At 33.8% G+C, this 23,600-nt stretch carries 17 protein-coding genes, 1 pseudogene and 1 other annotated feature; of the genes and pseudogenes, 3 read left to right on the top strand and 15 right to left on the bottom strand.

The features are described 5' to 3' along the window. Positions 1–94: 94 nt before the first annotated feature. On the bottom strand, positions 95–4,501 hold the full coding sequence (locus tag G7082_RS07205) for a DUF1542 domain-containing protein (protein WP_166034438.1): 4,407 nt from the start codon (positions 4,499–4,501) through the stop codon (positions 95–97). Positions 4,502–4,683: 182 nt separating this feature from the next. Next, positions 4,684–7,257, bottom strand: coding sequence for a DUF1542 domain-containing protein (locus G7082_RS07195; RefSeq protein ID WP_166034437.1), 2,574 nt, complete (start codon positions 7,255–7,257; stop codon positions 4,684–4,686). A 282-nt stretch (positions 7,258–7,539) separates the two neighbouring features. On the opposite strand from G7082_RS07195, the gene G7082_RS07190 reads away from it, so the two are divergent. Then, entirely contained in the window at positions 7,540–8,709 is a 1,170-nt protein-coding gene (locus G7082_RS07190; protein WP_104859673.1) for an IS256 family transposase, read from the top strand. Positions 8,710–9,034: 325 nt separating this feature from the next. Here G7082_RS07190 and G7082_RS07185 read toward each other — a convergent pair whose 3' ends face one another. From G7082_RS07185 to G7082_RS07155, 7 genes are read right to left on the bottom strand one after another with little or no spacing between them, the layout of a single operon-like run. After that, complete coding sequence (locus tag G7082_RS07185; protein WP_166034436.1) at positions 9,035–9,937, bottom strand: cation diffusion facilitator family transporter; 903 nt, start codon at positions 9,935–9,937, stop codon at positions 9,035–9,037. A 15-nt stretch (positions 9,938–9,952) separates the two neighbouring features. Continuing rightward, a complete protein-coding gene (locus G7082_RS07180; RefSeq protein WP_166034435.1) occupies positions 9,953–11,146 on the bottom strand; it encodes an MFS transporter in 1,194 nt (397 codons plus the stop codon). Positions 11,147–11,173: 27 nt separating this feature from the next. Then, entirely contained in the window at positions 11,174–11,752 is a 579-nt protein-coding gene (locus G7082_RS07175; RefSeq protein ID WP_166034434.1) for an NUDIX hydrolase, read from the bottom strand. Positions 11,753–11,785: 33 nt separating this feature from the next. Next, complete coding sequence (locus tag G7082_RS07170; protein ID WP_166034433.1) at positions 11,786–12,574, bottom strand: ABC transporter ATP-binding protein; 789 nt, start codon at positions 12,572–12,574, stop codon at positions 11,786–11,788. Positions 12,575–12,583: 9 nt separating this feature from the next. Continuing rightward, positions 12,584–13,582, bottom strand: a complete 999-nt coding sequence (locus tag G7082_RS07165; RefSeq protein ID WP_166034432.1) for a FecCD family ABC transporter permease — start codon at positions 13,580–13,582, stop codon at positions 12,584–12,586. After that, positions 13,582–14,598, bottom strand: coding sequence for a FecCD family ABC transporter permease (locus G7082_RS07160; protein ID WP_166034431.1), 1,017 nt, complete (start codon positions 14,596–14,598; stop codon positions 13,582–13,584). The genes G7082_RS07165 and G7082_RS07160 overlap by 1 nt, the downstream gene beginning before the upstream one ends. Positions 14,599–14,657: 59 nt before the next feature. Continuing rightward, the gene (locus G7082_RS07155) at positions 14,658–15,584 is read right to left on the bottom strand and encodes an ABC transporter substrate-binding protein (protein ID WP_202983139.1); all 927 of its coding nucleotides are present in this window, start codon (positions 15,582–15,584) and stop codon (positions 14,658–14,660) included. A 211-nt stretch (positions 15,585–15,795) separates the two neighbouring features. On the opposite strand from G7082_RS07155, the gene asnA reads away from it, so the two are divergent. Further along, positions 15,796–16,800 (top strand): aspartate--ammonia ligase, encoded by a 1,005-nt coding sequence (asnA, locus tag G7082_RS07150; RefSeq protein ID WP_166034430.1) that lies wholly within the window; start codon positions 15,796–15,798, stop codon positions 16,798–16,800. A gap of 124 nt (positions 16,801–16,924) precedes the next feature. Here asnA and G7082_RS07145 read toward each other — a convergent pair whose 3' ends face one another. From G7082_RS07145 to G7082_RS07135, 3 genes are all read right to left on the bottom strand, one after another. Next, positions 16,925–18,451 (bottom strand): BCCT family transporter, encoded by a 1,527-nt coding sequence (locus G7082_RS07145; protein ID WP_166034429.1) that lies wholly within the window; start codon positions 18,449–18,451, stop codon positions 16,925–16,927. Positions 18,452–18,609: 158 nt separating this feature from the next. Then, on the bottom strand, positions 18,610–19,737 hold the full coding sequence (locus G7082_RS07140) for a DUF1648 domain-containing protein (RefSeq protein WP_166034428.1): 1,128 nt from the start codon (positions 19,735–19,737) through the stop codon (positions 18,610–18,612). Then, on the bottom strand, positions 19,730–20,113 hold the full coding sequence (locus tag G7082_RS07135) for a GntR family transcriptional regulator (RefSeq protein WP_166034427.1): 384 nt from the start codon (positions 20,111–20,113) through the stop codon (positions 19,730–19,732). The genes G7082_RS07140 and G7082_RS07135 overlap by 8 nt, the downstream gene beginning before the upstream one ends. Before the next feature lie 125 nt (positions 20,114–20,238). On the opposite strand from G7082_RS07135, the gene G7082_RS07130 reads away from it, so the two are divergent. Then, positions 20,239–20,877 (top strand): hypothetical protein, encoded by a 639-nt coding sequence (locus tag G7082_RS07130; protein WP_166034426.1) that lies wholly within the window; start codon positions 20,239–20,241, stop codon positions 20,875–20,877. A gap of 157 nt (positions 20,878–21,034) precedes the next feature. Here the strand turns inward: G7082_RS07130 and G7082_RS07125 are convergent, their stop codons facing one another. The 3 genes and pseudogenes from G7082_RS07125 to G7082_RS07115 form a co-directional block, all read right to left on the bottom strand. Beyond that, complete coding sequence (locus tag G7082_RS07125; protein ID WP_238842701.1) at positions 21,035–21,376, bottom strand: nucleotide pyrophosphohydrolase; 342 nt, start codon at positions 21,374–21,376, stop codon at positions 21,035–21,037. Positions 21,377–21,632: 256 nt separating this feature from the next. Further along, positions 21,633–22,822 (bottom strand): annotated as a pseudogene (locus G7082_RS07120) (M20 family metallopeptidase). A 50-nt stretch (positions 22,823–22,872) separates the two neighbouring features. Next, positions 22,873–23,122 (bottom strand) — a binding site (T-box leader). Between the two features lie 58 nt (positions 23,123–23,180). Beyond that, the gene (locus tag G7082_RS07115) at positions 23,181–23,576 is read right to left on the bottom strand and encodes a GyrI-like domain-containing protein (protein ID WP_166034425.1); all 396 of its coding nucleotides are present in this window, start codon (positions 23,574–23,576) and stop codon (positions 23,181–23,183) included. Positions 23,577–23,600: the final 24 nt, after the last annotated feature.

The raw sequence follows: 23,600 nt of genomic DNA, 5'->3' as shown, positions 1-23,600 counted from the left end.
TTGATAACGTTTTCTGATATTTCTGACTTTTAATAAAAAATACCAAAAAAAGAAGAAACTGACTAAAATTAATCAATTTCTTCTTTTGAAAAGTCTATTCTACTTCTTTATTTCTTTTAGCAAGTGAAAATATAATTGATGTTGTTAACAATAAACTACCTAAAATAGCTAGGTTTGGATTGGTCACTTCATTGGTTCTTGGAAGTCTTGATTTACTTCCTGGTGTTTTTTGGTTTCCATTTGAAGATCCCACAACATTTGTTGTCCCTTGACCTTTGCCTCCTGTTGTTCCTTTATTTAAGAGTTTGTTGTAAACAGTATCCATTTGTTTTTTGCTATCTTTCAATTCTTTAGCAATGTCTTCTAATTTAACACTTTCTTCAATTGCCTTAAGTCCTTGTTCTAACAGCTTGTCAATTTCTGACTTAGCAGCTTCTTTTTCTTTGTCAGAAAGGTTTGTTAATTTATCAATTGCTTTTTTCGTTAATTCTGCTTTTTCTTTTAATTCTTTTTTAGCAGCATTTTTAGCGTCTTGTAGTTTACTATTCGTCACTACTTTTTCAATGTTAGCTTCACCTTTTGTTTGCGCTGTTGTAATGCCTTCTGGAGTTGTGGCTTCATTGATCGCTTTTTTACCTGCTTCTAATTCTTTATCTACTTCAGCTTTTTGTTTCGCTTTTTCTTCATCTGATAAGTTCGTTAAAGCATCAATCACTTTTTTCGCTTCTTCGGCTTTTTTCGTTAATTCAGACGTTGCTTTTTCTTTAGCTTGTTCAATATTTTTATTGCTATCTGTTACTAAGCCGTTATAAACATCATCCATTTGACCTTTACTCGTTGTTACTTGAGTAGTAACAGCATCAGCATTTTCTGCCTTATCGATATTTGTTAAGCCTGTTTCTAATAATTTATCGATTTCGGTTTTTGCTTTTGCTTTCTCTTCCTCTGATAAACCAACTAATTTATCAATGGCATCTTTTGTTGATGTTGCTTTTTCTTTTAACTCTTTTTTCCCTTTGTTTTTAGCGTCTTGTAATTTGCTATCTGTTACTTCTTTATCAATATTACCCTCACCTTTTGTTTGGGCTGTTGTAATGCCTTCTAGGGTTGTGGCTTCATTGATTGCTTTTTTACCTGCTTCTAATTCTTTATCGACTTCAGCCTTTTGTTTCGCTTTTTCTTCATCTGATAAGTTAGTTAAAGCATCGATCGCTTTTTTCGCTTCTTCGGCCTTTTTAGTTAACTCAGCTGTTGCTTTTTCTTTGGCCTGTTCGATATTTTTATTACTTTCTGCTACTAATCCGTTGTAAATATCATCCATTTGACCTTTACTTGTCGTTACTTGAGCTGTTACTTCAGTAGCATCTTTAGCTTTGTCAATCCCTGCTAAACCTGTTGCTAATAACTTGTCGATTTCAGCTTTGGCTTTTTCTTTCTCTGCTGTTGAAATCCCTGTTAATTTATCTATTGCGGCTTTTGTTGATGTTGCTTTGTCCTCTAACTCTTTTTTCGCTTTATTTTTAGCGTCTTGTAATTTACTATCTGTCACTTCTTTTTCAATGTTACCTTCACCTGTTGCTTGGGCCGTTGTAATTCCTTCTGGAGTTGTGGCTTCATTGATCGCTTTAGTTCCAGCCTCTAAATCTTTATCCACTTCTGCTTTTTGTTTTGCTTTTTCTTCATCTGATAAGTTCGTTAAAGCATCAATGGCTTTTTTCGCTTCTTCGGCCTTTGTTTTTAATTCAGCAGTTGCTTTTTCTTTCGCTTGTTCGATATTTTTATTGCTATCTGTTACTAAACCGTTATAAACATCATCCATTTGACCTTTACTCGTTGTTACTTGAGTAGTAACAGCATCAGCATTTTCTGCCTTATCGATATTTGTTAAGCCGGTTTCTAACAATTTATCGATTTCAGCTTTGCCTTTTTCTTTTTCTTCATCAGATAAACCAACTAATTTATCAATGGCATCTTTTGTCGATTTAGCTTTGTCTTCTAACTCTTTTTTCCCTTTGTTTTTAGTGTCTTGTAATTTGCTATCGGTTACTTCTTTATTAATATTACCTTCACCTGTTGTTTGAGCAGTCGTAATGGCTTCTGGGGTCACAGCCTCATTGATCGCTTTTTTACCTGCTTCTAACTCTTTATCGACTTCAGCTTTTTGTTTCGCTTTTTCTTCATCTGACAAGTTCGTTAAAGCATCAATGGCTTTTTTCGCTTCTTCGGACTTTTTCGTTAATTCAGCGATGGCTTTTTCTTTGGCCTGTTCGATGTTTTTATCATTTTCAGCAACTAAATTATTATAGATTGTGTCCATTTGACCTTTATGATCAGTTGTTTGTGTAGCTACATCTTCTGATGAATTGGCATCAGTGATTGCTTTTAAGCCTGCTTCTAAGACTTTTTCAATTTCTGATTTAGCTTTTTCTTTCTCTTCTGCAGATACACCTGTTAATTTATCAATCGCTACTTTTGTTGATTTAGCTTTTTCTTCTAATTCTTTTTTTGCAGCGTTTTTAGTGTTTTGTAGTTTACTATCTGTCACTTCTTTTTCAATGTTACCTTCACCTGTTGCTTGGGCTGTTGTAATTCCTTCTGGGGTTGTTGCGTCATTGATGGCTTTAGTTCCAGTCTCTAAATCTTTATCCACTTCAGCGATTTGTTTCGCTTTTTCTTCATCTGATAAGTTCGTTAAAGCATCAATGGCTTTTTTCGCTTCTTCGGCCTTTTTCGTTAATTCAGACGTTGCTTTTTCTTTGGCTTGTTCGATGTTCTTATTACTATCTGTTACTAAACCGTTATAAACATCATCCATTTGACCTTTGCTTGTTGTTAATTCTTTTCCAGCATCTGTTTCATTTTCTGCTTTTTGGATGTTTGTTAAGCCGGTTTCTAACAATTTATCGATTTCAGCTTTACCTTTTACTTTTTCTTCATCAGATAAACCAACTAATTTATCAATGGCATCTTTTGTTGATTTAGCTTTGTCTTCTAACTCTTTTTTCGCTTTGTTTTTTGCATCTTGTAACTCACTATCTGTTACTTCTTTTTCAATGTTACTTTCACCTGTTTTTTGAGCTGTTGTAATGCCTTCTGGCGTTGTTGCTTCATTGATAGCTTTTGTGCCTGCTTCTAAATCTTTATCTACTTTTGCTTTTTGTTTCGCTTTTTCTTCTTCTGATAAGTTCATTAAAGCATCAATGGCTTTTTTCGCTTCTTCTGCTTTTGTTTTTAATTCAGCAGTTGCTTTTTCTTTCGCTTGTTCGATATTTTTATTGCTATCTGTTACTAAGCCGTTATAAACATCATCCATTTGACCTTTGCTTGTTGTTAACTCTTTCCAAGCATCTGCTTCATTTTCTGCTTTTTGAATATTTGTTAAGCCTGTTTCTAATAATTTATCGATTTCAGCTTTGCCTTTTACTTTTTCTTCATCAGATAAACCAACTAATTTATCAATGGCATCTTTTGTTGATTTAGCTTTTTCTACTAACTCTTTTTTCGCTTTATTTTTAGCGTCTTGTAATTCACTATCTTTTACTTCTTTTTCAATGTTGTTTTCGCCTTTTGTTTGGGCTGTTGTAATTCCTTCTGGGGTTGTTGCGTCATTGATGGCTTTAGTTCCAGTCTCTAAATCTTTATCCACTTCAGCGATTTGTTTCGCTTTTTCTTCATCTGATAAGTTCGTTAAAGCATCAATGGCTTTTTTCGCTTCTTCGGCCTTTTTCGTTAATTCAGCCGTTGCTTTTTCTTTGGCCTGTTCAATGTTTTTATTACTATCTGTTACTAAACCATTGTAAACATCGTCCATTTGACCTTTACTTGTTGTCAATTCTTTCCCAGCATCTGTTTCATTTTCTGCTTTTTGGATGTTTGTTAAGCCGGTTTCTAACAATTTATCGATTTCAGCTTTGCCTTTTACTTTTTCTTCATCAGATAAACCAACTAATTTATCAATGGCATCTTTTGTTGATTTAGCTTTTTCTTCTAACTCTTTTTTCATTTTATTTTTTGTATCTTGTAACTCACTATCTTTTACTTCTTTTTCAATGTTGTTTTCGCCTTTTGTTTGAGCTGTTGTAATCGCTTCTGGGGTTTTTGCATCATTGATAGCTTTTGTGCCTGCTTCTAAATCTTTATCTACTTTTGCTTTTTGTTTCGCTTTTTCTTCATCAGATAAGTTGGTTAAAGCATCAATGGCTTTTTTCGCTTCTTCGGCCTTTTTCGTTAATTCAGACGTTGCTTTTTCTTTGGCTTGTTCGATGTTCTTATTACTATCTGTTACTAAACCGTTATAAACATCATCCATTTGACCTTTGCTTGTTGTTAACTCTTTCCCAGCATCTGCTTCATTTTCTGCTTTTTGAATATTTGTTAAGCCTGTTTCTAATAATTTATCGATTTCAGCTTTGCCTTTTGCTTTTTCTTCATCTGATAAACCAACTAATTTATCAATGGCATCTTTTGTTGATTTAGCTTTTTCTTCTAACTCTTTTTTCATTTTATTTTTTGTATCTTGTAACTCACTATCTTTTACTTCTTTTTCAATGTTGCCTTCGCCTTTTGTTTGGGCTGTTGTAATTCCTTCTGGTGTTGTAGCCTCACTGATGGCTTTTGTACCTGCTTCTAAATCTTTATCTACTTCAGCTTTTTGTTTGGCTTTTTCTTCATCAGATAAGTTCGTTAAATCACCGATATTTTTTTCGCTTCTTCTGCTTTTTTAGTTAATTCAGCCGTTGCTTTTTCTTTAGCCTGTTCGATGTTCTTATTACTATCTGTTACTAAACCGTTATAAACATCATCCATTTGACCTTTGCTTGTTGTCAATTCTTTTCCAGCATCTGTTTCATTTTCTGACTTTTGGATGTTTGTTAAGCCGGTTTCTAACAATTTATCGATTTCAGCTTTGCCTTTTGCTTTTTCTTCATCAGATAAACCAACTAATTTATCAATGGCATCTTTTGTTGATTTAGCCTTATCTTCTAATTCTTTTTTCCCTTTGTTTTTAGCGTCTTGTAATTCACTATCTTTTACTTCTTTTTCAATGTTGTTTTCGCCTTTTGTTTGGGCTGTTGTAATTCCTTCTGGGGTTGTGGCTTCATTAATTGCTTTTGTGCCTGCTTCTAAATCTTTATCTACTTCAGCTTTTTGTTTCGCTTTTTCTTCTGTTGATAAGTTTGGTAGTGCGTCAATTGCTATTTTTGCTTCTTCAGCTTTTTTCGTTAATTCAGCGGTTGCCTTTTCTTTCGCTTGTTCGATATTTTTATCATTTTCAGCTGACAAATTATTATAGATTGTGTCCATTTGGTCTTTATGTTCAGTCGTTTGTGTTGTCACAGCATCTGTTTTGTCTGCATCATCAATTGCTTTTTTACCTGCTTCTAAAACTTTTTCAATTTCAGATTTTGCTTTTTCTTTCTCTTCTGCTGATACACCTGTTAATTTATCAATGGCTGCTTTTGTTAATGTAGCTTTTTCTTCTAACTCTTTTTTTGCTTTATTTTTTGCATCTTGTAATTCACTATCTGTCACTACTTTGTCAATGTTACCCTCACCTGTTGTTTGAGCTGTTTTAATTTCCTCTGGTGTTGTTGCATCATTGATAGCTTTTGTGCCTACTTCTAATTCTTTATCCACAGCTAATTTTTGTTTCGTTTTTTCTTCTGTTGATAAGTTAGATAGTCCATCAATTATTGCTTTTGCTTCATCTGCTTTTTTCGTTAAATCTGCTGTAGCTTTTTCTTTTGCTTGTTCCATATTTTTCTTATCTTTTGCTTCTAACTCCTTATAAATTGTATCCATTTGATCTTTATAAGAATTCTCTTGCGTTTCTACATCAGTAGCATTCTCAGCTGCTTCAATTTTTTCTAAACCAGTTGTTAATAATTTGTCTATTTCAGCTTTAGCTTGTTCTTTTTCTTCAGCAGAAATCCCTACAAATTGATCAATCTTTGCTTTAATTTCTGTTGATTTTTCTGTTAATCTATTTTTAGCTTCTGATTTGTCAATCAAGTCATTATATTTTTTAACAAATTGATCTGTTTGAGCACGATCATTTAGCGTTTCACCGTCAATTTGAGCAAGTAATTGTTTTTTTTCTGTTTCTGTTAAATCAACACTATTGGTAACTCTTTCCTTCATTTTTTCACGTTCTGTAGTAATATACGGATCTACTATTTTAGGTGTGATTGGATCTGAAAACATATATTTTATGTCATCTGATGAACGGTATTGTAAAACAATACTAATCTTAGTGTTTGGGTTATAACTATCTTTACTAGCTAAAATTTTCTCTAGCTGTCCTCTAGGTGTAATGGCGTATTGCATAGTTCCTGTCATTTTAATGTCATAGCTATTGCCATAGTTGTTATACCATTCAGTCACCCCATTAATTGTCACACCAATCGCATACATTTTATTTGGTGTAAATGTTTCTGGATACGAATTAGTAAGATTAAATGCCACTTGTTTTGAACCAATTGTAAAGCCTTCAACAGTTGGTATATTTAAACTTGTAGATCTAGATCCTCGTGGTAATACAGTATGTTTGTACGTTTCTTTTTCTGGATATTTATAACTATTATCAATTGCTCTTTCTGTAGCAACCGGTGCACTTGCTGCTCTGGCACTCATTTTTGGAGCTTCTTTAGTTACTTCTTTTTCTTCACTTTGTAGTGTTTGGGCTGGTTCTTTGACTTCATCTTTTGATTGTTCAGTTGTTGGCTTCGTTGTTTCTGTTACTATTTTTTGATTCTCTTCATTGAGATTTTGATAAGTTACTAATAATTCTGACAATTGTTCTTTTTCTAATTTAATTCTATCCGTTATTTCTTGTTCACTTGATAAAGTTAAAATATCTTTCGTAAATTGTGTCTGTTTTGTACTTAAAGAAGTCTTTGCTTCATTTTTTTGTTCTGCTGTCAAAGCTTGTAATTCACTAATTTCTGTCTCTTTTATTTTAAACTGTTCAGTTAGGTCTTTCTTAGCAGTTTCTTTTATCGTTTCTATATTAATTACTTGTTTATTATTAGAATCAACCAGTTTGATTTCTTCAGTACTATTAGTGGTTGCCGTTTCAGTTACAGCTATAGTTTCCACTGTTTTTTCTGGCAATGTTGCTAATGCCACTCCAGGTGCAATAACTCCTGATAAACCTAAAATCGACATAGAGGCAATAACCCAACCTAACCTCGATTTCTTCATTTTCTTTTTATTAACCGTTTCCATTCTTAAAACTTTCTGTTTCCATTGCTCCATTTATAAACACTCCCTTAATATTATTAATCATTAACACAACTAAACAACCGATTTGTAATAAATAAGATTAATACAATAGTCATTTCAAAAGAATAGTAACATAAAAAAAACACTATAAACTAATACAATGCTTACATTTTAAGTTAAAAAACACACATATCTTAAAGTCTTTTTGATAGCGTAAAATATTTTGTGTAAATAGAAATTTTAGGTAGATAAAAAGAAAGTCCATTCTGTAAAATTAAAGTTACCACAACCGAAATTTTATAGGAGGACTTTCTCATGACTAATTTTACTACAGAAATTATGGAAACACTAATCAATAAAGGTGATTTGGATGACTTATTCCGTCGTCATCTAGAATTAGCTATCAATACACTGCTACAAGCTGAATTAACGGCTTTTCTTGATTATGAGAAATATGATCGCACTGGTTTTAATTCAGGTAATTCCCGAAATGGGAATTATTCTCGTTCATTTAAAACAGAGTATGGAGAATTAAATTTGGCAATTCCTAGAGATAGAAATGGAGAGTTTTCTCAACAAACGTTGCCTGCTTATAAAAGAAGTAACGACTCTTTAGAAACCACCATTATCCAATTATTTCAAAAAGGAATCACTATGTCTGAAATCTCTGAGTTGATTGAAAAAATGTATGGTCATTACTATACACCACAAACCATTTCCAATATCACTCAAATAGTATCTGAAGATGTTGTTGCTTTTAAAGAAAGGTCCTTAGAATCCCAATACTCAATCATTTTTATGGATGCTACTCACATTCCTTTAAAAAGACAAACTGTCTCAAAAGAAGCTGTATATATTGTCATAGGTATCCGACTGGATGGGACCAAAGAGGTTCTTGGGTTTAGTATTGCTCCAACTGAGTCTTCGTATGTTTGGAAAGAAATACTTCAAGACCTAAAAGACCGTGGTTTAGAAGAGGTTTTATTAGTCGTAACTGATGGTTTAAGCGGCATTGACGATAGTATCCATAGTATTTATCCAAATGCTCAATTTCAACAATGTTGTGTCCATATCTCTAGAAATATTGCTCATAAGGTTCGTGTTAGTGATCGACAAGAAGTCTGTAATGATTTTAAATTGGTTTATCAAGCAGCTTCAAAAGAAGAAGCTATGAATCAAATAAGTTTTATGATAGATAAATGGAAAAAGCAGTATCCACGAGTAGTTAAATTACTCATGAATCCTGCTATATTAACCTTTTATAATTTTCCTCCATCAATCAGAAGAACCATTTATTCAACTAACTTGATTGAAGGTTTTAACAAACAATTAAAGAAATATACAAAAAGAAAAGAACAATTCCCTAATGAAGAATCTCTAGAGAGATTCTTAGTTTCTCAATTCAACAACTATAATCAGAAATTTTTGTGTCGGATTCATAAAGGTTTTAAAGAAATACAAGATACATTAGAATCAATGTTTTAACTTAACCGACAGAATGGTTTTTTCCATTTACACATAATTCTTGACGCAACCGTCTTTTTTCACAACACTAACAAATAAAATTTATGATTTTTATATAAAAAGTCTTTTTTATAGTTATTTTTATCCAATCCCTCCTTTTTTTATGTTTCTTTAAATAAATATTTTTTGCACATTTGTTTTATTTAAGTCTCTTTTAAAAAATAATAAAAAAACATACTAATCAAAAAATGATTTGCATGTTTTTTGTGAAAGTTAATAGCCCATTCTTCACTTTTAGATTGAGTGCTCTGTAAATAAAAAAGGGGTTAAGAAACAAATTTATTTCCTAACTCTTTTCAGGTTTCACTTGAACATCCACATCAAAAATATCAAATCGACTCGTTAACTCACATTCGATATTTTCGGTAATGACTGCTGCGTCTTCAATGGTTAACTTTTTATCTACTTCGATTGTGATATCCACAGCAATCGCATCACCAAACATGCGACCAGTAATATCCACAATTTTTTCCACACCTGGTAACATCTCAATCACATGGTAATAATTTGTAATCATCTCAGGATCAAAACCACCTGATAAGTAAAACACATTTTCTTTAACAATCTTGTAAGACATATGCACCAATATAATTCCAAGTAAAACCGCTGTTAATCCATCAAAAACCGGATGAATTCTGAGTGTTAAAAACAAACCAACTGCTGTTCCGATATTCATTAAAAAATCACTCAAAGAATCCTTCTTTAATGTATTTACCGAAGTATTATTTATTTTTTTGTATATCTTTGAATTAAATAAATAAACTACTAACATAATACTTCCTGCTAGTAACGCAATATAAATTGGCAACTTAGACGGCGTGGCTGCTTCTCCTGAATAAGAAGCATAGACAGATTTTAATCCTTCAATCACAATGTAAGCTGACATGAGAAACATCACAAATGAACTAAATAAATTTCCTAGCGTTTCAAATTGCTGATACCCTTTACTATGAGAATGAGAAGGATCTTTTAAGGCAACCTTCAGACCTAAAATAATACCAGTAGCAATAACAATACTAGATAGGTTATTAAAACTAGCCGCTAGAAGTGCTTTTGATTCACTAATTTGAGCAATCAGCAACTCAACTACAAAAACTACAACTAAAATGATCAAATTCAGATATGCTATTTTAATACTCTTTGTTGTGTTATCCACATATTTTTTTCGATTAATTAATGTTGGTTTCATGTTACCTCTCCTTGTCTACACAACACTTTTTGGTAACTTTCTTACCAAATAATTTGCTTGAATTCCTAAGATAAAAATTAATGCAAAAATCAAATTAAAACTATTTCCATGACTAAATAAGGTTAAATCCTTCCCGTAAATAGCACCTAAAAAAGCAACACCAATTGATTTAGACATCATAAGTACGAAAGAATTCACTCCCATCACACTGCCTAGTGAGTTTTTTGGCGCATTAAATTGTAAATAAATCATCATAGATGAGACTGTTATTCCCATTCCGATTCCAATTAATGCCAAGACAAAAAACATCATGTTTTCTTGAAAATTCATCACCATATTCAGTAGTAATGTTCCTACTATTAAAAAAGTTGTACCCACTAGTAAATTCATTTTAATCGACCATTTTTTAATTAAATACGTATTCGCTACTGTGCCACCTGTCCAAAAAATTAGAAATGGTGTTAAAAGTGACCCCGCTTTTAGTGGTGTCATTTCCATCAGTTCTTGCCCCCAAAGTGGCACGTAGGCATTCACTCCAGCAGCAATTATGCCAGTGGTTAATGTTAGTAAATTAATTCTTAAAACATGTTTATTTTTAAGTACTTGAATATCAACTAACCCATGACCACTTTCTTTTTTCTCACGTTGAAACCATAAGTAAAAACTTAAACATGTGATTAAACCTAAAATAAAAATCAACGCATTATCACTAACATACAAGCTACCAAATAGCGTCATTGAAGCTAATAACAAATAAAAACTACCTAAGTAATCTAAAGTTATCACTTGTTTTTTACTAGGTTCATCCACAAATATAAGTAATAAAATAATAGCTGTTAACGTTAATGGAACATTCAGGAAGAAGACAAAACGCCAGCTAAAATAATGTAAGATCACACCACCTAAAAATGGTCCTAGCAATCCTGCAATTCCCCAAACGGAACTTTCGATACTTTGCGCTTTAGCTCGAGATTCTTTGGTTTCAAATAAATGGCCAACCATCGCTCTTGATACAGGAACAATTGCTCCAGCACCGATTCCCTGACAGGCTCTAAAAATAATTAATAGGAGCATATTATTCGCTGTCCCACACAGCAAAGAGAAAAATGAAAAAATGACCAAACCTGATACTAACGTGCCTTTCCTACTCCAACAATCTGCTAACTTCCCAAATAATAATGAAAAAACACCACTAAATAATAAATACACAGAAAAAACTAAAGTAAGTGAGATTCACTACTTTAGTTCTCGTAACTTCTCATTCAATTTTCGGTAAATATTTTCTCTAAACCAAATTTCACTAGATGCTTCGACTGCCTCATCTAAAGTAAACCAGTCTACAGCACTATTTTCATCCTCTTTAGTACTTAATTCTTCTTGTTCATCTGCTTCAATTAAGTACGTTATATTCAAATGTAAATGTGATGATATGTAGCTACCTTTTTTAATATGACCGTCTACTGTTAAAACTTCTAAAGAAAAAATTGATTCACTGACAGGATGGGTACGTTTTAATCCACTTTCTTCTGACACTTCTTTTAATGCCACCCTCAGTAAATTTTCATCACCGTCTGCGTGCCCTCCTAGCCAAGCCCAAGAATCATAAATATTGTGATAAGCCATTAGTGCTTTTGTTTTCTCAGGATTAACAACCCAAGCTGACACGGTGATATGCTTGGTTGATTCAGCTCTTTCAAATATCAGCTCTTCTGACAATAACGAATCTAAAATCACTTGTCGGTCCGCTTCTTCTTGTTCATTATATGCTCGGTACATTTCTAGTTCTTTAATTAGTTCTTTTCTCACTTTAGTCATCCTTTCTTATACTAAGAATCACTTCAGTTTACTCTATTCTTGAATCAATTGATAGGTAAGGCAAACTGGTCTTTCGCTAACTGGTTCTTCAACTATCGTCGCTTCTATTTGAAATACATTCTTAAGAACCTCTGCTTTAATCACTTCCTTGGCGTTTCCTTTTGCCTTTACTTCCCCCTCATTAACAGCGACAAGATAATCTGAAAATCGAGATGCTAAATTTAAATCATGCAACACCATCACAATAGTACATCCTTGCTGTTTATTCAAATCTTTTAATAACTCTAAGACTTCCAATTGATGAGCCATATCAAGGTAAGTCGTCGGTTCATCAAGTAAAATTAGTTCAGTCTGTTGAGCAAGTGCCATAGCGATCCACACGCGTTGTCTCTGTCCTCCTGATAAATTATCAATTTCTCGGTAACGATAGTCCGTTAGTTTAGTGACTTCAATCGCCCAATCCACTATTTTTTTATCTTCGTCATTTAACTTTCCGAAGCCTTTTTGATGTGGAAATCGACCATAGGAGACTAATTCTTGCACTGTTAACCCACTAGGTGCTGTGGGTGTTTGAGGTAAAATAGCCATTTTTTTGGCAATTTCTTTTGTCGTGATTTTCGCTATGTCTGCTCCATCTAGTAGGACGTGTCCTGATTTTCTTTTCAATATGCGGCCAATGGTCTTTAAAATAGTTGATTTACCGCAACCATTTGGTCCAATAATTGAGGTGATTTTTCCCTCTGGTATCGCTAAATCAAGAGAATCAACAATCACATGTTCATCATAGGCAATGGTTAATTTTTCAGTTTCAATTCGGTTCATGATTTTCTCCTAATCTGATTTTGATAGTAAATATAAAAAGTATGGGGTGCTTAAGACAGTAATTACAATTCCCGTTGGAATATCACTGCCTAAACTCAAAGAACGTGTGATAGTATCTGCTAAAAGAATAATAATCGCGCCAATTAAACCACTTGCTGGCAACACATAAAAATGATTGGCTCCTACAATTTTTCTAGCAATATGAGGAGCGATCATACCCACAAAGAAAAAATTTCCGCCAAGAGCAACACTACCTGACGATAAAGCAACCGCAACCAACATTAATACAATAAATTCTTTTTTAACAGAAACGCCTAAACCTTTTGCCGTCTCATCTCCTAAATGAATGGCATTTAAGACTTGTGATTTATAAATAGAATAAATCACTAAAATCGTAATCCAAGGTATTAAGACTTTTAGGTACACCCAGTCGTCTCCCCATAGGTTACCTGCTTGCCACTTCTGCATGAATTCCATTTGTCTTTCATCCATCCGTAGACTTAACATTGTCGTCAGAGCACTGTAACCACTACCGACAGCAACACCCGTCAAAATCAAAGTAGTCGGTGACATCTCTTTATTACGCTTATAGGAAAGAAAGAAAATAAGTAATGCTGATAAAATTCCGCCAATAAAAGACAAGATTGGCAAAGCGTACGATGCAAAAACACTTTCAGAATGAAACACAACCAGATAAATTAAAACAAATAAACCAGATCCAGAACTAATACCTAAAGTTCCAGGACTTGCCATATCATTTTTAAGTAAACTTTGCATAATTACCCCAGAAATTCCCATACCAATACCAACAAAAATAGCTAAAACAATTCTTGGAATCCGAAATTCAAAGACAATCAATTGTTGCTGAGGCGTTCCTTTACCTAAAAACACTTGCCAAACATCAAATGGCGCGACACTCATTTTTCCTGAATTAATACTAATCACACTAATGACGAGCATAAATATTACTAATATACCTAATACCATTATTTTTTTACTGGTTTTCATTAAAATTCACACCTTTCTTTTCTTACTAAATATAGGAAGAAAGGCACGCCAATTAATGAAAAAATAATGCCAATCGGTGTCTCGAAAGGACGATTAATCACTCGTCCAATCAAATCTGCTGTAACCGTTAAAACCGCTCCATATAATATACTTGCAGGAATAATATAACGATAATCAACACCCACAAAAAAGCGAACGATGTGCGGCACAATTAATCCCACAAAGCTAACTGGACCAATAACGACAACTGACAGTCCCGTTAGAATAAGAACAATAATCGTTGAGATAAGTTTTACTCTTTGCGTATTTAGCCCTAAACCAACTGCTACCTCTTCTCCTAAACTTAACAATGTAACCGAAGGAGATAACATCACAGATAAAAGTAAACCCACTAAACAAAAAGGTAAGATGATTAAAAGTTCACTCCACTTAGCCCCAGCCGTTCCACCAGCAGTAAAATACATCAACGCATGACCGAGCTTATACTTAATCGATAAGTAACTACTTAATGCGCCAAATAACATAGAGATAGAGATTCCTGCCAAAACTAATCGTTGAGGGGTCATTCCTCTTTTCCCAGAAGATGCCACAAAATAAGTTAAACCAGTAGTCAAACTAGCGCCTACAAAAGAAATCAGTAACATCTGAAAATAACTGAAATAAGGAAAAAGAGCTAAGACAACTGCCATGGAAAAAGTTGCTCCTGAGCTAATTCCCATTAAACCTGAGTCTGCTAAAGGATTTTTCGTTGTTCCTTGCATGATTGCCCCGCAAACAGCCAAACTTGCACCGACTATTATATCCGCCACCGTTCGTGGTAAACGTAGCGTTAATATTGTTTGATGCTCTGTGGATCTACCATCAAAAGAAAAAATAGCTTGCCACGCTGTTTTCATTGATATATCAGCCGCTCCATATGAAACAGATAAAAAACAAACCAATATAAGCAAACAAATTCCGACCAACATATACATCATAAAATTGACTGATCCCTTATTACCTTTTGTTGCCTCCATCTAACCGACCTCTCAAAAATAGGTTGCTTCTTTTTATATTAAGATAGCAACCTAATCTATTATTTCTGAATTAATTTATCAAATTGATTCGTAAAGTAGTCCAATTGTTGAATCATACTTAAAACATCTGAATAGTAAAACAAGCCATTCATTTCACCTGGAACAATTAAGACACGGTCTTCTTTCACCGCTGGAATGGTTGACCAAATTTTTGTTTTTTGAAATTCTGATTCTTTAAAACCAGGTTGTAAGAACCAAATCACGTAGTCACCAAAATAATCCGCAGCTACCTCATATGATAAACCTTCTCGTGTTTGGTTCGTTTTTTCTACTAATTCTTTTATTTTTTCAGGATAAGTTAATCCGATGTAATCATATAAAAGAGTCCCCCCACGAGAAGCTGTTTCATAATAAACACCATAAGAACCACTGCCCCAATCTTCAAAAATACTAAACGTTTTGTCTTTAAATGCTTCTTTTTTAAAACTTTCTTTAGAAGCTTCTAGTTTTTTATTAAAGTCAGTCACTAATTTATCAGCTTCCTGCTCTTTACCTAAAACATCCCCTAAAATTTCCAAGCGTTCTTCAGGTGTCTTCTTCTCTGAAATCACCACAACTGGCGCAATTTTTGAAAACTTTTTATAATCTTCTTTATCATACGTAATAATCAAATCTGGTTCATAAGAAAGTAACTCTTCTTTTTCCCACTTTTCAATGACTGGAATTTCTTTCATCTCTTTATACATCGGCATAGCTTCTTGAGCCCAACCTAAATAGCCAACTGGTGTCACACCTAAAGACACCACATCATGAATGTACCAGTTCACCAATACTTTTTTAGGTTTTGTTGGAATTTCAACCTTTCCCATCTCAGTTTCCACTGTTTTGGTCGTTGCTTCCTTAGCCCCTTCTTCTGAACCCTTACAACTCACTAAAAATACCATTACTAAACTTAAACTAAGCAATGATAGAATTTTTTTCCACACTCTAACTCCCCCTTATAATAACATGATCAATTTTTAACAAGTTTGTCTAAAAAAACAACTTGTCACTAATTGATAATGAATCTCACTATCAATTATATCGATATTCCATCTAAAATCAACTTAATTAGTTAAAAAAATAAATCTTATTTTTAGAATAACTTATAGTATGATACAATAATCAGTAAAAATATTAGAGGAGTTGTTAGTAATTATGGGAAAAACAATTATTCCAACGGGATATGAATCTACATTGAACATCTATGATACACAAACGGCGATTGGATTTATCAAACGTTGTTTTGAAGAAGCTCTAACTGGTAGTTTAAAATTAAAACGTGTGTCGGCACCTTTATTTGTCGATGAGCGTTCGGGATTAAATGATAATTTAAGTGGAAGCGAACGTCCGGTTACTTTTGACGTTCCAGCATTAGATGATAATGGGGAAGTGGTTCATTCATTAGCCAAATGGAAACGTGTGGCACTTAAACAATACGATTTCCACTCAGGAAACGGACTTTACGCAGACATGAATGCCATCAGACGTGATGAAGAATTAGATAATTTGCATTCAATTTATGTGGATCAATGGGACTGGGAACGTGTGATTACAAAAGAACAACGAACAATTGACTATTTAAAAGAAACGGTTCAAGGTTTAGTTAACGCCATGGCTGAAACAGCTAGTCGTTTACATACTAAATACCCAAGTATCCATACTTCTATTGATACAAATATTTCTTTTGTCACAAGTCAGGAATTAGCTGATCTGTACCCTGATTTAACTTCAAAAGAAAGAGAACATGCTTATGTGAAAGAACACCCAACAACCTTTATTTTACAAATTGGAGATATCCTAAAAAACGGACAACCACATGATAACCGCTCACCTGATTACGATGATTGGTCATTAAACGGTGACTTACTTTTTTGGCACGAACCATTACAATGCGCTATGGAATTATCAAGTATGGGTATCCGTGTTGACGACAAAGCCTTGCTTGATCAATTAGAAAAAGCCAATGCCAATGCTCGTTTGAAATACGATTACCATCAACAAGTCGTTAACCACGAATTACCACTAACAGTGGGTGGCGGAATCGGCCAAAGCCGCATGTGTATGCTTCTTTTAGGGAAAGCACACATCGGAGAAGTTCAAGTATCACTATGGGATGAAGAAACCATTGATGCTTGTAAGGACAAAATTTTCTTACTATAAACGTATAAAAGAGACTGTGATAAGTACGTCACAGTCTCTTTTTTTACAAACAAAACGATGTCACATAAGTAGCTTCTTCGGAAATAAGCCGAACACTTCTGTCACAACCTCTCTTCTATTATAATTAATCTTCAAGAGTCACTCGATCATCTTTTGAAAGTGATCTAAAGAAATTAACGCTCATTAAAATGATAATGAAAATAAATGGAAATGAGGCTAAGACAGACACAGCCTGAAGTGCTTTTAGTCCTCCTGCGTATAATAAAACAATCGCTATCGAAGACTGGATCAATCCCCATGTCACCCGAATCCTCTTACTAGGTACTAACTCTCCTCCAGAACTAAACATCCCTAACACAAAAGTGGCAGAATCAGCAGATGTAATAAAGAAAGAAGAAATCAACAGCATAGATAATCCTGTTAATATTTTGCCAAAATCCCCGTAATTTTCAAAGAGAGAGAACAGACCTATTTCGACACCTTCACTATTGATCACGTTAAAGATATCCACTTGATTAAATAGCTCTTGATAAATAGCTGATCCGCCAAAAACGGTAAACCATAAAAAGGCAAACACCGTTGGAATAATCAAAACGCCACCGATAAATTCTTTAATCGTTCTTCCTTTTGAGATACGTGCTATAAAGCTAGAGACGTATGGTGACCAAGAAATCCACCATGCCCAGTAAAATAAGGTCCAACGATTAATCCACTCCCTAGCTTCCACATCAAATGGAGCCATTCTAAAACTAAGTGAAGGTAGATTTTGGATGTACTGGCCTGTACTCTGAATAAATAAATCTAATAAAAATGAAGTTGGACCAATAAGTAACACCACTAGCATTAATAATATCGCAAAAAATACATTCGCATTACTCAGTATTTTTACACCTTTATCTAAGCCTGACGTAGCACTAATCAAGAATAAAATAGTGACAATGATAATGACAATCAACTGCGTAATAAAGCCATTAGGAATTCCTTTATTTAAATAATTCAATCCACCTGAAATTTGTTGGGCCCCTAATCCTAGTGAAGTTGCTACTCCAAACACAGTTGCAATAATCGCTATAATGTTAGTTATGTCCGCCACTTTTGAACGGTGCTTTTCTTTAAATAAGGGCGTCACACTTTCACTTATCAGTGCTGGTCGACCATGTCGAAACGTTTGATACGCAATAATCAATCCAAGAAAAGCATATAATGACCATGGTTGGAGTCCCCAGTGAAAAAAAGTATAATTCATTGAATTTTTAGCATTTTTTATGGTGTCGGTGGATGCTATTGCTGGCTCATGTAAATGCATGATTGGTTCCGAAACACCCCAAAAGATTAATCCGATTCCCATACCTGCACTAAACAACATGGCTAACCAAGAAATATAACTAAATTGTGGCTTATCCTCGGGTTTACCTAATTTTATTTGCCCATATTTAGAAAACATTAGATAAAAACATATAACAATAAATGATAGCATTAACAAAGTATATAACCAACCAAATTCATTCGATATAAAACTTTGAGATTTTGCCGTCACATTCCCGAGAGTTGCCTTTCCTAATATTCTTTCTGGTAAGATCCCCCATAAAGTGAAAAATACGCAAATAATTAATGAAATATTGTAAACTTTATAATTCTTCTTTTTTAACAAATAACCTCTCCCTTACGTTTCTCAAACAAAAAGGATACATGTAGGTGGTTACAAACTCTTTTAAGAATTCATAATGCCTTACACATATCCTTTTTTCACAAAATCTCTATTAAAAATTATAACATACTTTTTTTCTTCATGTAACCTTGTTGCTTTCTCTAGCTCATTACCAAAACTACTACAATCGGAATAATCAAAATCGATCCTAAAAACACCCAGGTTTGCCATCTTGCAAAGTTAGTTGTTACTCCTAAGCCCATTCTTTTTTCAACCCAAACAGATGGATCTTCCGCGTTGTAATAAAACAAGCCCCATTTCCAATGCGTGTCGTCCTCAAAAGTTTGAGTGATTTCCTTTAAATCAATCGATTCATTATTAAGTCTTACTTTTTTCAACCGGCTACCACCTTGACCATACACAGCAGATACCCAGATAACCATTCCAACTAACAAAACGGTAAAAATAATTGAGGCAATCATGGTTGTTTCTGGCTCAATGATTTGAAAGACTGTGGAAAATTGGACAAACATCAGTAAAATTTGGGCAATCACTGAGATGATAAAGTTCATTAAAGATGATTTTTTTCTAAAGGCTTTATTTTGTGCTGCTGAAACTTCTGGATTGTTCACATCTAAGCGTTGTTTTGCTTTAAGGAACGAATGGTTAGCAATGCCCATTACACTAGCAATAAATACTTGCATCATCGGTATGCCAAGAACAGTTAACCAACTTTTTTGACTCCACTGAACAGGATTCATATTTGTATCCCATTTAGTAACGAATGTTGCTGGAATATCTTGATAATGAAACACTGTATAAAGAACAGTCACCGCAATAAAAACAAGATTTAAAATGATCAAATAGCTCGTTGGAAATACTAATTTTTGATCTCTAAAAGATAAATCCACAACGACTTTTTGAGAAGAGTGATTATCACGTCCTAGCTCTTTTTTTAATTGTAAAAGTTGTTTATTTTTTATCACATAAACAACCAAGGAAACAATAATTTGAATGAATAAACCGCCTATACTTAGATAAACTAATTGCTCTAATTTAAGTTCATTCTGTGTCAATCCTACAACTAAAATAATCAGTGTTAAAAGTAAACTGATGCCAATATTTAGCATTAAATAACTTTTCTTTTGATGCTTAACGATGTCTCTTGTGTGATCATCTAGTGACAACCCCACTCCAAACGGTAAACTTTCATGACTAATAAAAGGAGTAATCCCAAGTAGTACACCTATCATTAAATTCAGAATCACTAATTGTATTAAATCAAACATCTGCCCCATCTCCTTTTAAATTTTCTTTCATCTCTTCAAGTAAACCATCCACATCAATGTCAAAAACAGCTGCATCAATCATTAAATCGAATAGTTTTTCTTTAAACTCTTCCTTGTATGACTCACTAATTTTTGGTGGTGTTTCTTTGGAAATTTCGTACCCTTTTTTTACTTGAGTCACGACACCCTCACCAACTAAAACTTTGTACGCTTTATTCACAGTGTGAAGATTAATCCCAATGTCTCCTGCTAAGCTTCGAACACTTGGTAAACTATCTCCAGGATGTATCTTCCCTTGAATCAAACCTAGTTTTATTTGATAAACTAACTGGGTGTAAATCGGTGTTTCGCTTGTCATATCAATCTCTATAATCATTTCATCACCTCTTTGTTATATACATAGTATAACAAATTTCGTTCTATGTCAACTATAACAAAATTTGTTTTATTAATTGTTTTTAATAAGGTATAATACTAAGTAAATACACAGAGGTGATACATATGACTAGTTACTATTGGCAAAAATCCGAATGGTTAATGAATACTTTATTTCCACTTTCTCTTTTAATTGCTCTTGTTCTTTTGTTTTTTATCCTTGTTGCTCTGCCTTATGCCAAACGGAAAAAAATAAGCCTCATTGTTTCTCTTACTTTGATCTTCATCGAAAGCGGTCTTCTTCTTTACTGTTTTTCATATAGCCAGGATTATCGAAAACTACAAGTATTTGAGTCTAGTGTCAATCGGGGGATTGAATCTCGTACTTTTGGCTATGAAGATATTAGTCAGCAAAAAAAGGACCGATTGACAACGACTGATTTAGAACAAACGATTAAACTTCCTTTTTATCACTATAAACAGGAAAAAATCGATCCGCTTACTTACTTAGGACAGAACGACCATTTTTATTTTTTTGAAAGAGAACAGTTTATCTACAATGTAGCTAAAAAGAAATTACTTGTTTCCTTCGATCAAACAGGTGATGCGATGGTGGTTGATTTTAGATCTGCTGTATTAAATGAGCCCAGTTTTGAAGAGATCGGCTTTTATCCACGAGTCGGACCCACTATTTTTGAAATTCATTTACCTGAAAAAGATAAAACACTAAATTATGAACCAACCGTTAAAACATATCCTCTTTAGTAAAAATAGGTTAACAGTTTTTTTATTATTTTTCGCAAAAATTTTTTTATCGATGATACCCTTGTTTTGGATTATTTTTCCTTGATTTCACTGCACTCTACAAAAAAGCCACAGATTTGGCTATTCCGATTTGGAATAACTAAATCTGTGGTTTACTTTATTTTATACTCTTTTCTTGACTTCTGGCCAAACATTTTTCAACAGGATATTTCACGGCATTTTTTACAAGCTTCTCTTCGATAATTTCATCAATATCAAATCCTAAGTTATCTGCCATCATATACGAGTAAATGAGGACATCTGCAATCTCTTCTTTTAAATGTTCCACATCTTGATTTCCCTCTTCGGCACTTCTCCACTGATATATTTCTAATAGTTCACTGGCTTCAAGAGAAATTGACAGAGCTAAATCTTTCTCATTATGAAATTGACGCCAATTTCGCTCTTCTCTAAAGTCATTAATTTTTGCCATTGTTTGCTTCATACTCATTAAAATCATTTCCTTTCAACTCCTGTATATCATACCACTTTTAACAAAAAAAAAGACACCGTCTCCTTAATAGACGGTGTGAATTCTTTTTTTAATATCTAAGTGTCTCATTCTTTTTCCCCCATATTCCCTTTAAAAAGAATGATTATCTCGATATTGTTTCCCTTACAACTAATAGTATACTAATTTTTTCATTATCTTTTTTCTTGTTTTTGTCTTTTAAAAAGACTAATAACAGATAAAACACCTGTTATTAGTCTTTTTTTTAGTTTTTTATCGCAGCTTGATGCTCATTTTTAACCTCTTTAACTAATTCTGGGTTAATAAATAATTCTAAAGCTGTTCTTGCTAACAACTCTGCTCCTATCCCAATGGATGCTAAGCCTTTTTCACTGCGGGCCGCTGCTTTAAACTCAATACTATGCCCAGCTATGTATGTATCTGAAATAGAAACAGTTGGCTGAATCGTTGGAATCACTTGACTCACATTACCTACATCGGTTGACCCTAAACTTATGGGGATTTCTGTTTCAATCTCTATTTCTGGTATATTTAACGCTTCAACTTGCTTGAAAAATAGTTCATCAAAACTTGGTGTTACAATCGTATCGTCTACTGAATTTTGAAATAACCCAAATTCATAGGTACAGCCTGTTTGAAGAGCGGCTCCTTTCACGATATTCTCAACTTTTTCATAGACTTCATTTAAAGTAGTACGTGTGGCTGCTCGTAAATAAAACCTTGCTGAGGCAAATTCTGGTACGACATTCGCTGCCACTCCACCATCAGTAATGACACCATGAATTCTAACATCTGCTGGCAAATGTTCTCTCAAAGCATTGATAGCATTGTACGTTTGAATGACTGCATCTAGGGCATTGATTCCTTTTTCAGGAGCAGCTGAAGCATGAGAAGCTCGTCCGAAAAATTTAATATCCACTGGATCATTGGCAAGAGACGGCGTTGTTTTACCGTATTTATATGAAGGATGGACACATAATGCGGCATCCACATCTTCAAAAAAGCCTTCTCTGACAAAACTTCCTTTGGCTGACCCATTCTCTCCCCCTCCTCACCAGGGGTTCCATACACTCGAATTTCTCCACCAATTTCATCGACTACTTGTTTCAAGGCACTAGCTGCTAGGACCGAGGTTGTGCCAAATAAATTGTGCCCACAAGCATGTCCAATACCAGGTAATGCGTCATATTCTGCCAAAAATACTAAGGTTGGTCCTATCTTTTCGGATTTATAACGGGCATCAAATCCTGTTCTGTGCCCTGCTACATCGTACTGAACTTCAAATCCTTCTGCTTTTAGTTGCTTTACTAAAACTTCTGAGGAATAAAACTCATAATTACTAACCTCCGGATGATCGTGAATATCTAAAGCTAAATCTTGGTAAGTTGGTAAACTCTCCTTAATATATGATTGAATTTTTGTGATGTTTGACATGTTTATTTCCTCCTTTTTTTATTTTAATAAACAAAAAAAGCCTTCATCCTGTAAAGGACGAAAGCTTGAGCTTCGTGTTACCACCTTAGTTTATGGAAAATAAATTCTCCACCTCTAATCTCAGAACCAAAAACCGATTCCTACCGCTTTATCGGGCGGACCCGTTGTCAGCTTGTGTTTAACACTCACCTTCAATGAAACTCAAGGACCATTTTCAAATAACGTCAATTACTCAATTCACACCAACATGAGCTCTCTTTAAATCGCTGCTTATTTTACTTATCCCGTCATCGTTTTTTTATTTATTAAAATATATTAAGAGTATTATTCATCATTTCCTCATATTTGTCAACTTTATTTATTTAATAGCTAAGTATATCTTGGCACTACCATCTTCTAAGTAACGTTCAAAATCTGTTGTAAAAGCTCTTTGTTCGTAAATTTCTTGATTAGACCAGATAGTTTGCCACGCTGCGCCAATTAATTCCGGTGTTCCTTTTTCCACATCCACCACTAGATACTTACCAGGTAACAATTGAACTGTCTCTTCACATGTATTGTTAGTACTTCCAATGAGTAAATCATATTTTCCTGTATGATCTGATTCATAATTATAATACACAGCATAAACTTCTCCCACTAAATTCAATTGTGGTACTTTCATCCATAAAGAAACAATCTCTTCCACATGTTGGTTATCCGTTCTGATTTTTCCACCTTGTATTGTCATTTCTGCAAAATTTACTTCATTCATCTTATTTCCCCTTTTCTTACTTTT

It is taken from the genome of Vagococcus hydrophili (assembly GCF_011304195.1).
Taxonomy (GTDB): Bacteria; Bacillota; Bacilli; order Lactobacillales; family Vagococcaceae; genus Vagococcus; species Vagococcus hydrophili.
This window is presented reverse-complemented; position numbering and strand designations above follow the sequence as displayed.

Excerpts from the sequence above, each read along its gene's own strand:
- G7082_RS07185 (WP_166034436.1), bottom strand. The coding sequence starts at position 9,937 with ATGAAACCAACATTAATTAATCGAAAAAAATATGTGGATAACACAACA.
- G7082_RS07125 (WP_238842701.1), bottom strand. The coding sequence starts at position 21,376 with ATGATTTTAATGAGTATGAAGCAAACAATGGCAAAAATTAATGACTTT.
- G7082_RS07130 (WP_166034426.1), top strand. The coding sequence starts at position 20,239 with ATGACTAGTTACTATTGGCAAAAATCCGAATGGTTAATGAATACTTTA.
- G7082_RS07195 (WP_166034437.1), bottom strand. The coding sequence starts at position 7,257 with ATGGAGCAATGGAAACAGAAAGTTTTAAGAATGGAAACGGTTAATAAA.
- G7082_RS07170 (WP_166034433.1), bottom strand. The coding sequence starts at position 12,574 with ATGAACCGAATTGAAACTGAAAAATTAACCATTGCCTATGATGAACAT.
- G7082_RS07165 (WP_166034432.1), bottom strand. The coding sequence starts at position 13,582 with ATGAAAACCAGTAAAAAAATAATGGTATTAGGTATATTAGTAATATTT.
- asnA (WP_166034430.1), top strand. The coding sequence starts at position 15,796 with ATGGGAAAAACAATTATTCCAACGGGATATGAATCTACATTGAACATC.
- G7082_RS07205 (WP_166034438.1), bottom strand. The coding sequence starts at position 4,501 with ATGAAAAAAGAGTTAGAAGAAAAAGCTAAATCAACAAAAGATGCCATT.
- G7082_RS07115 (WP_166034425.1), bottom strand. The coding sequence starts at position 23,576 with ATGAATGAAGTAAATTTTGCAGAAATGACAATACAAGGTGGAAAAATC.
- G7082_RS07135 (WP_166034427.1), bottom strand. The coding sequence starts at position 20,113 with ATGATTATAGAGATTGATATGACAAGCGAAACACCGATTTACACCCAG.
- G7082_RS07175 (WP_166034434.1), bottom strand. The coding sequence starts at position 11,752 with ATGACTAAAGTGAGAAAAGAACTAATTAAAGAACTAGAAATGTACCGA.
- G7082_RS07140 (WP_166034428.1), bottom strand. The coding sequence starts at position 19,737 with ATGTTTGATTTAATACAATTAGTGATTCTGAATTTAATGATAGGTGTA.
- G7082_RS07160 (WP_166034431.1), bottom strand. The coding sequence starts at position 14,598 with ATGGAGGCAACAAAAGGTAATAAGGGATCAGTCAATTTTATGATGTAT.
- G7082_RS07190 (WP_104859673.1), top strand. The coding sequence starts at position 7,540 with ATGACTAATTTTACTACAGAAATTATGGAAACACTAATCAATAAAGGT.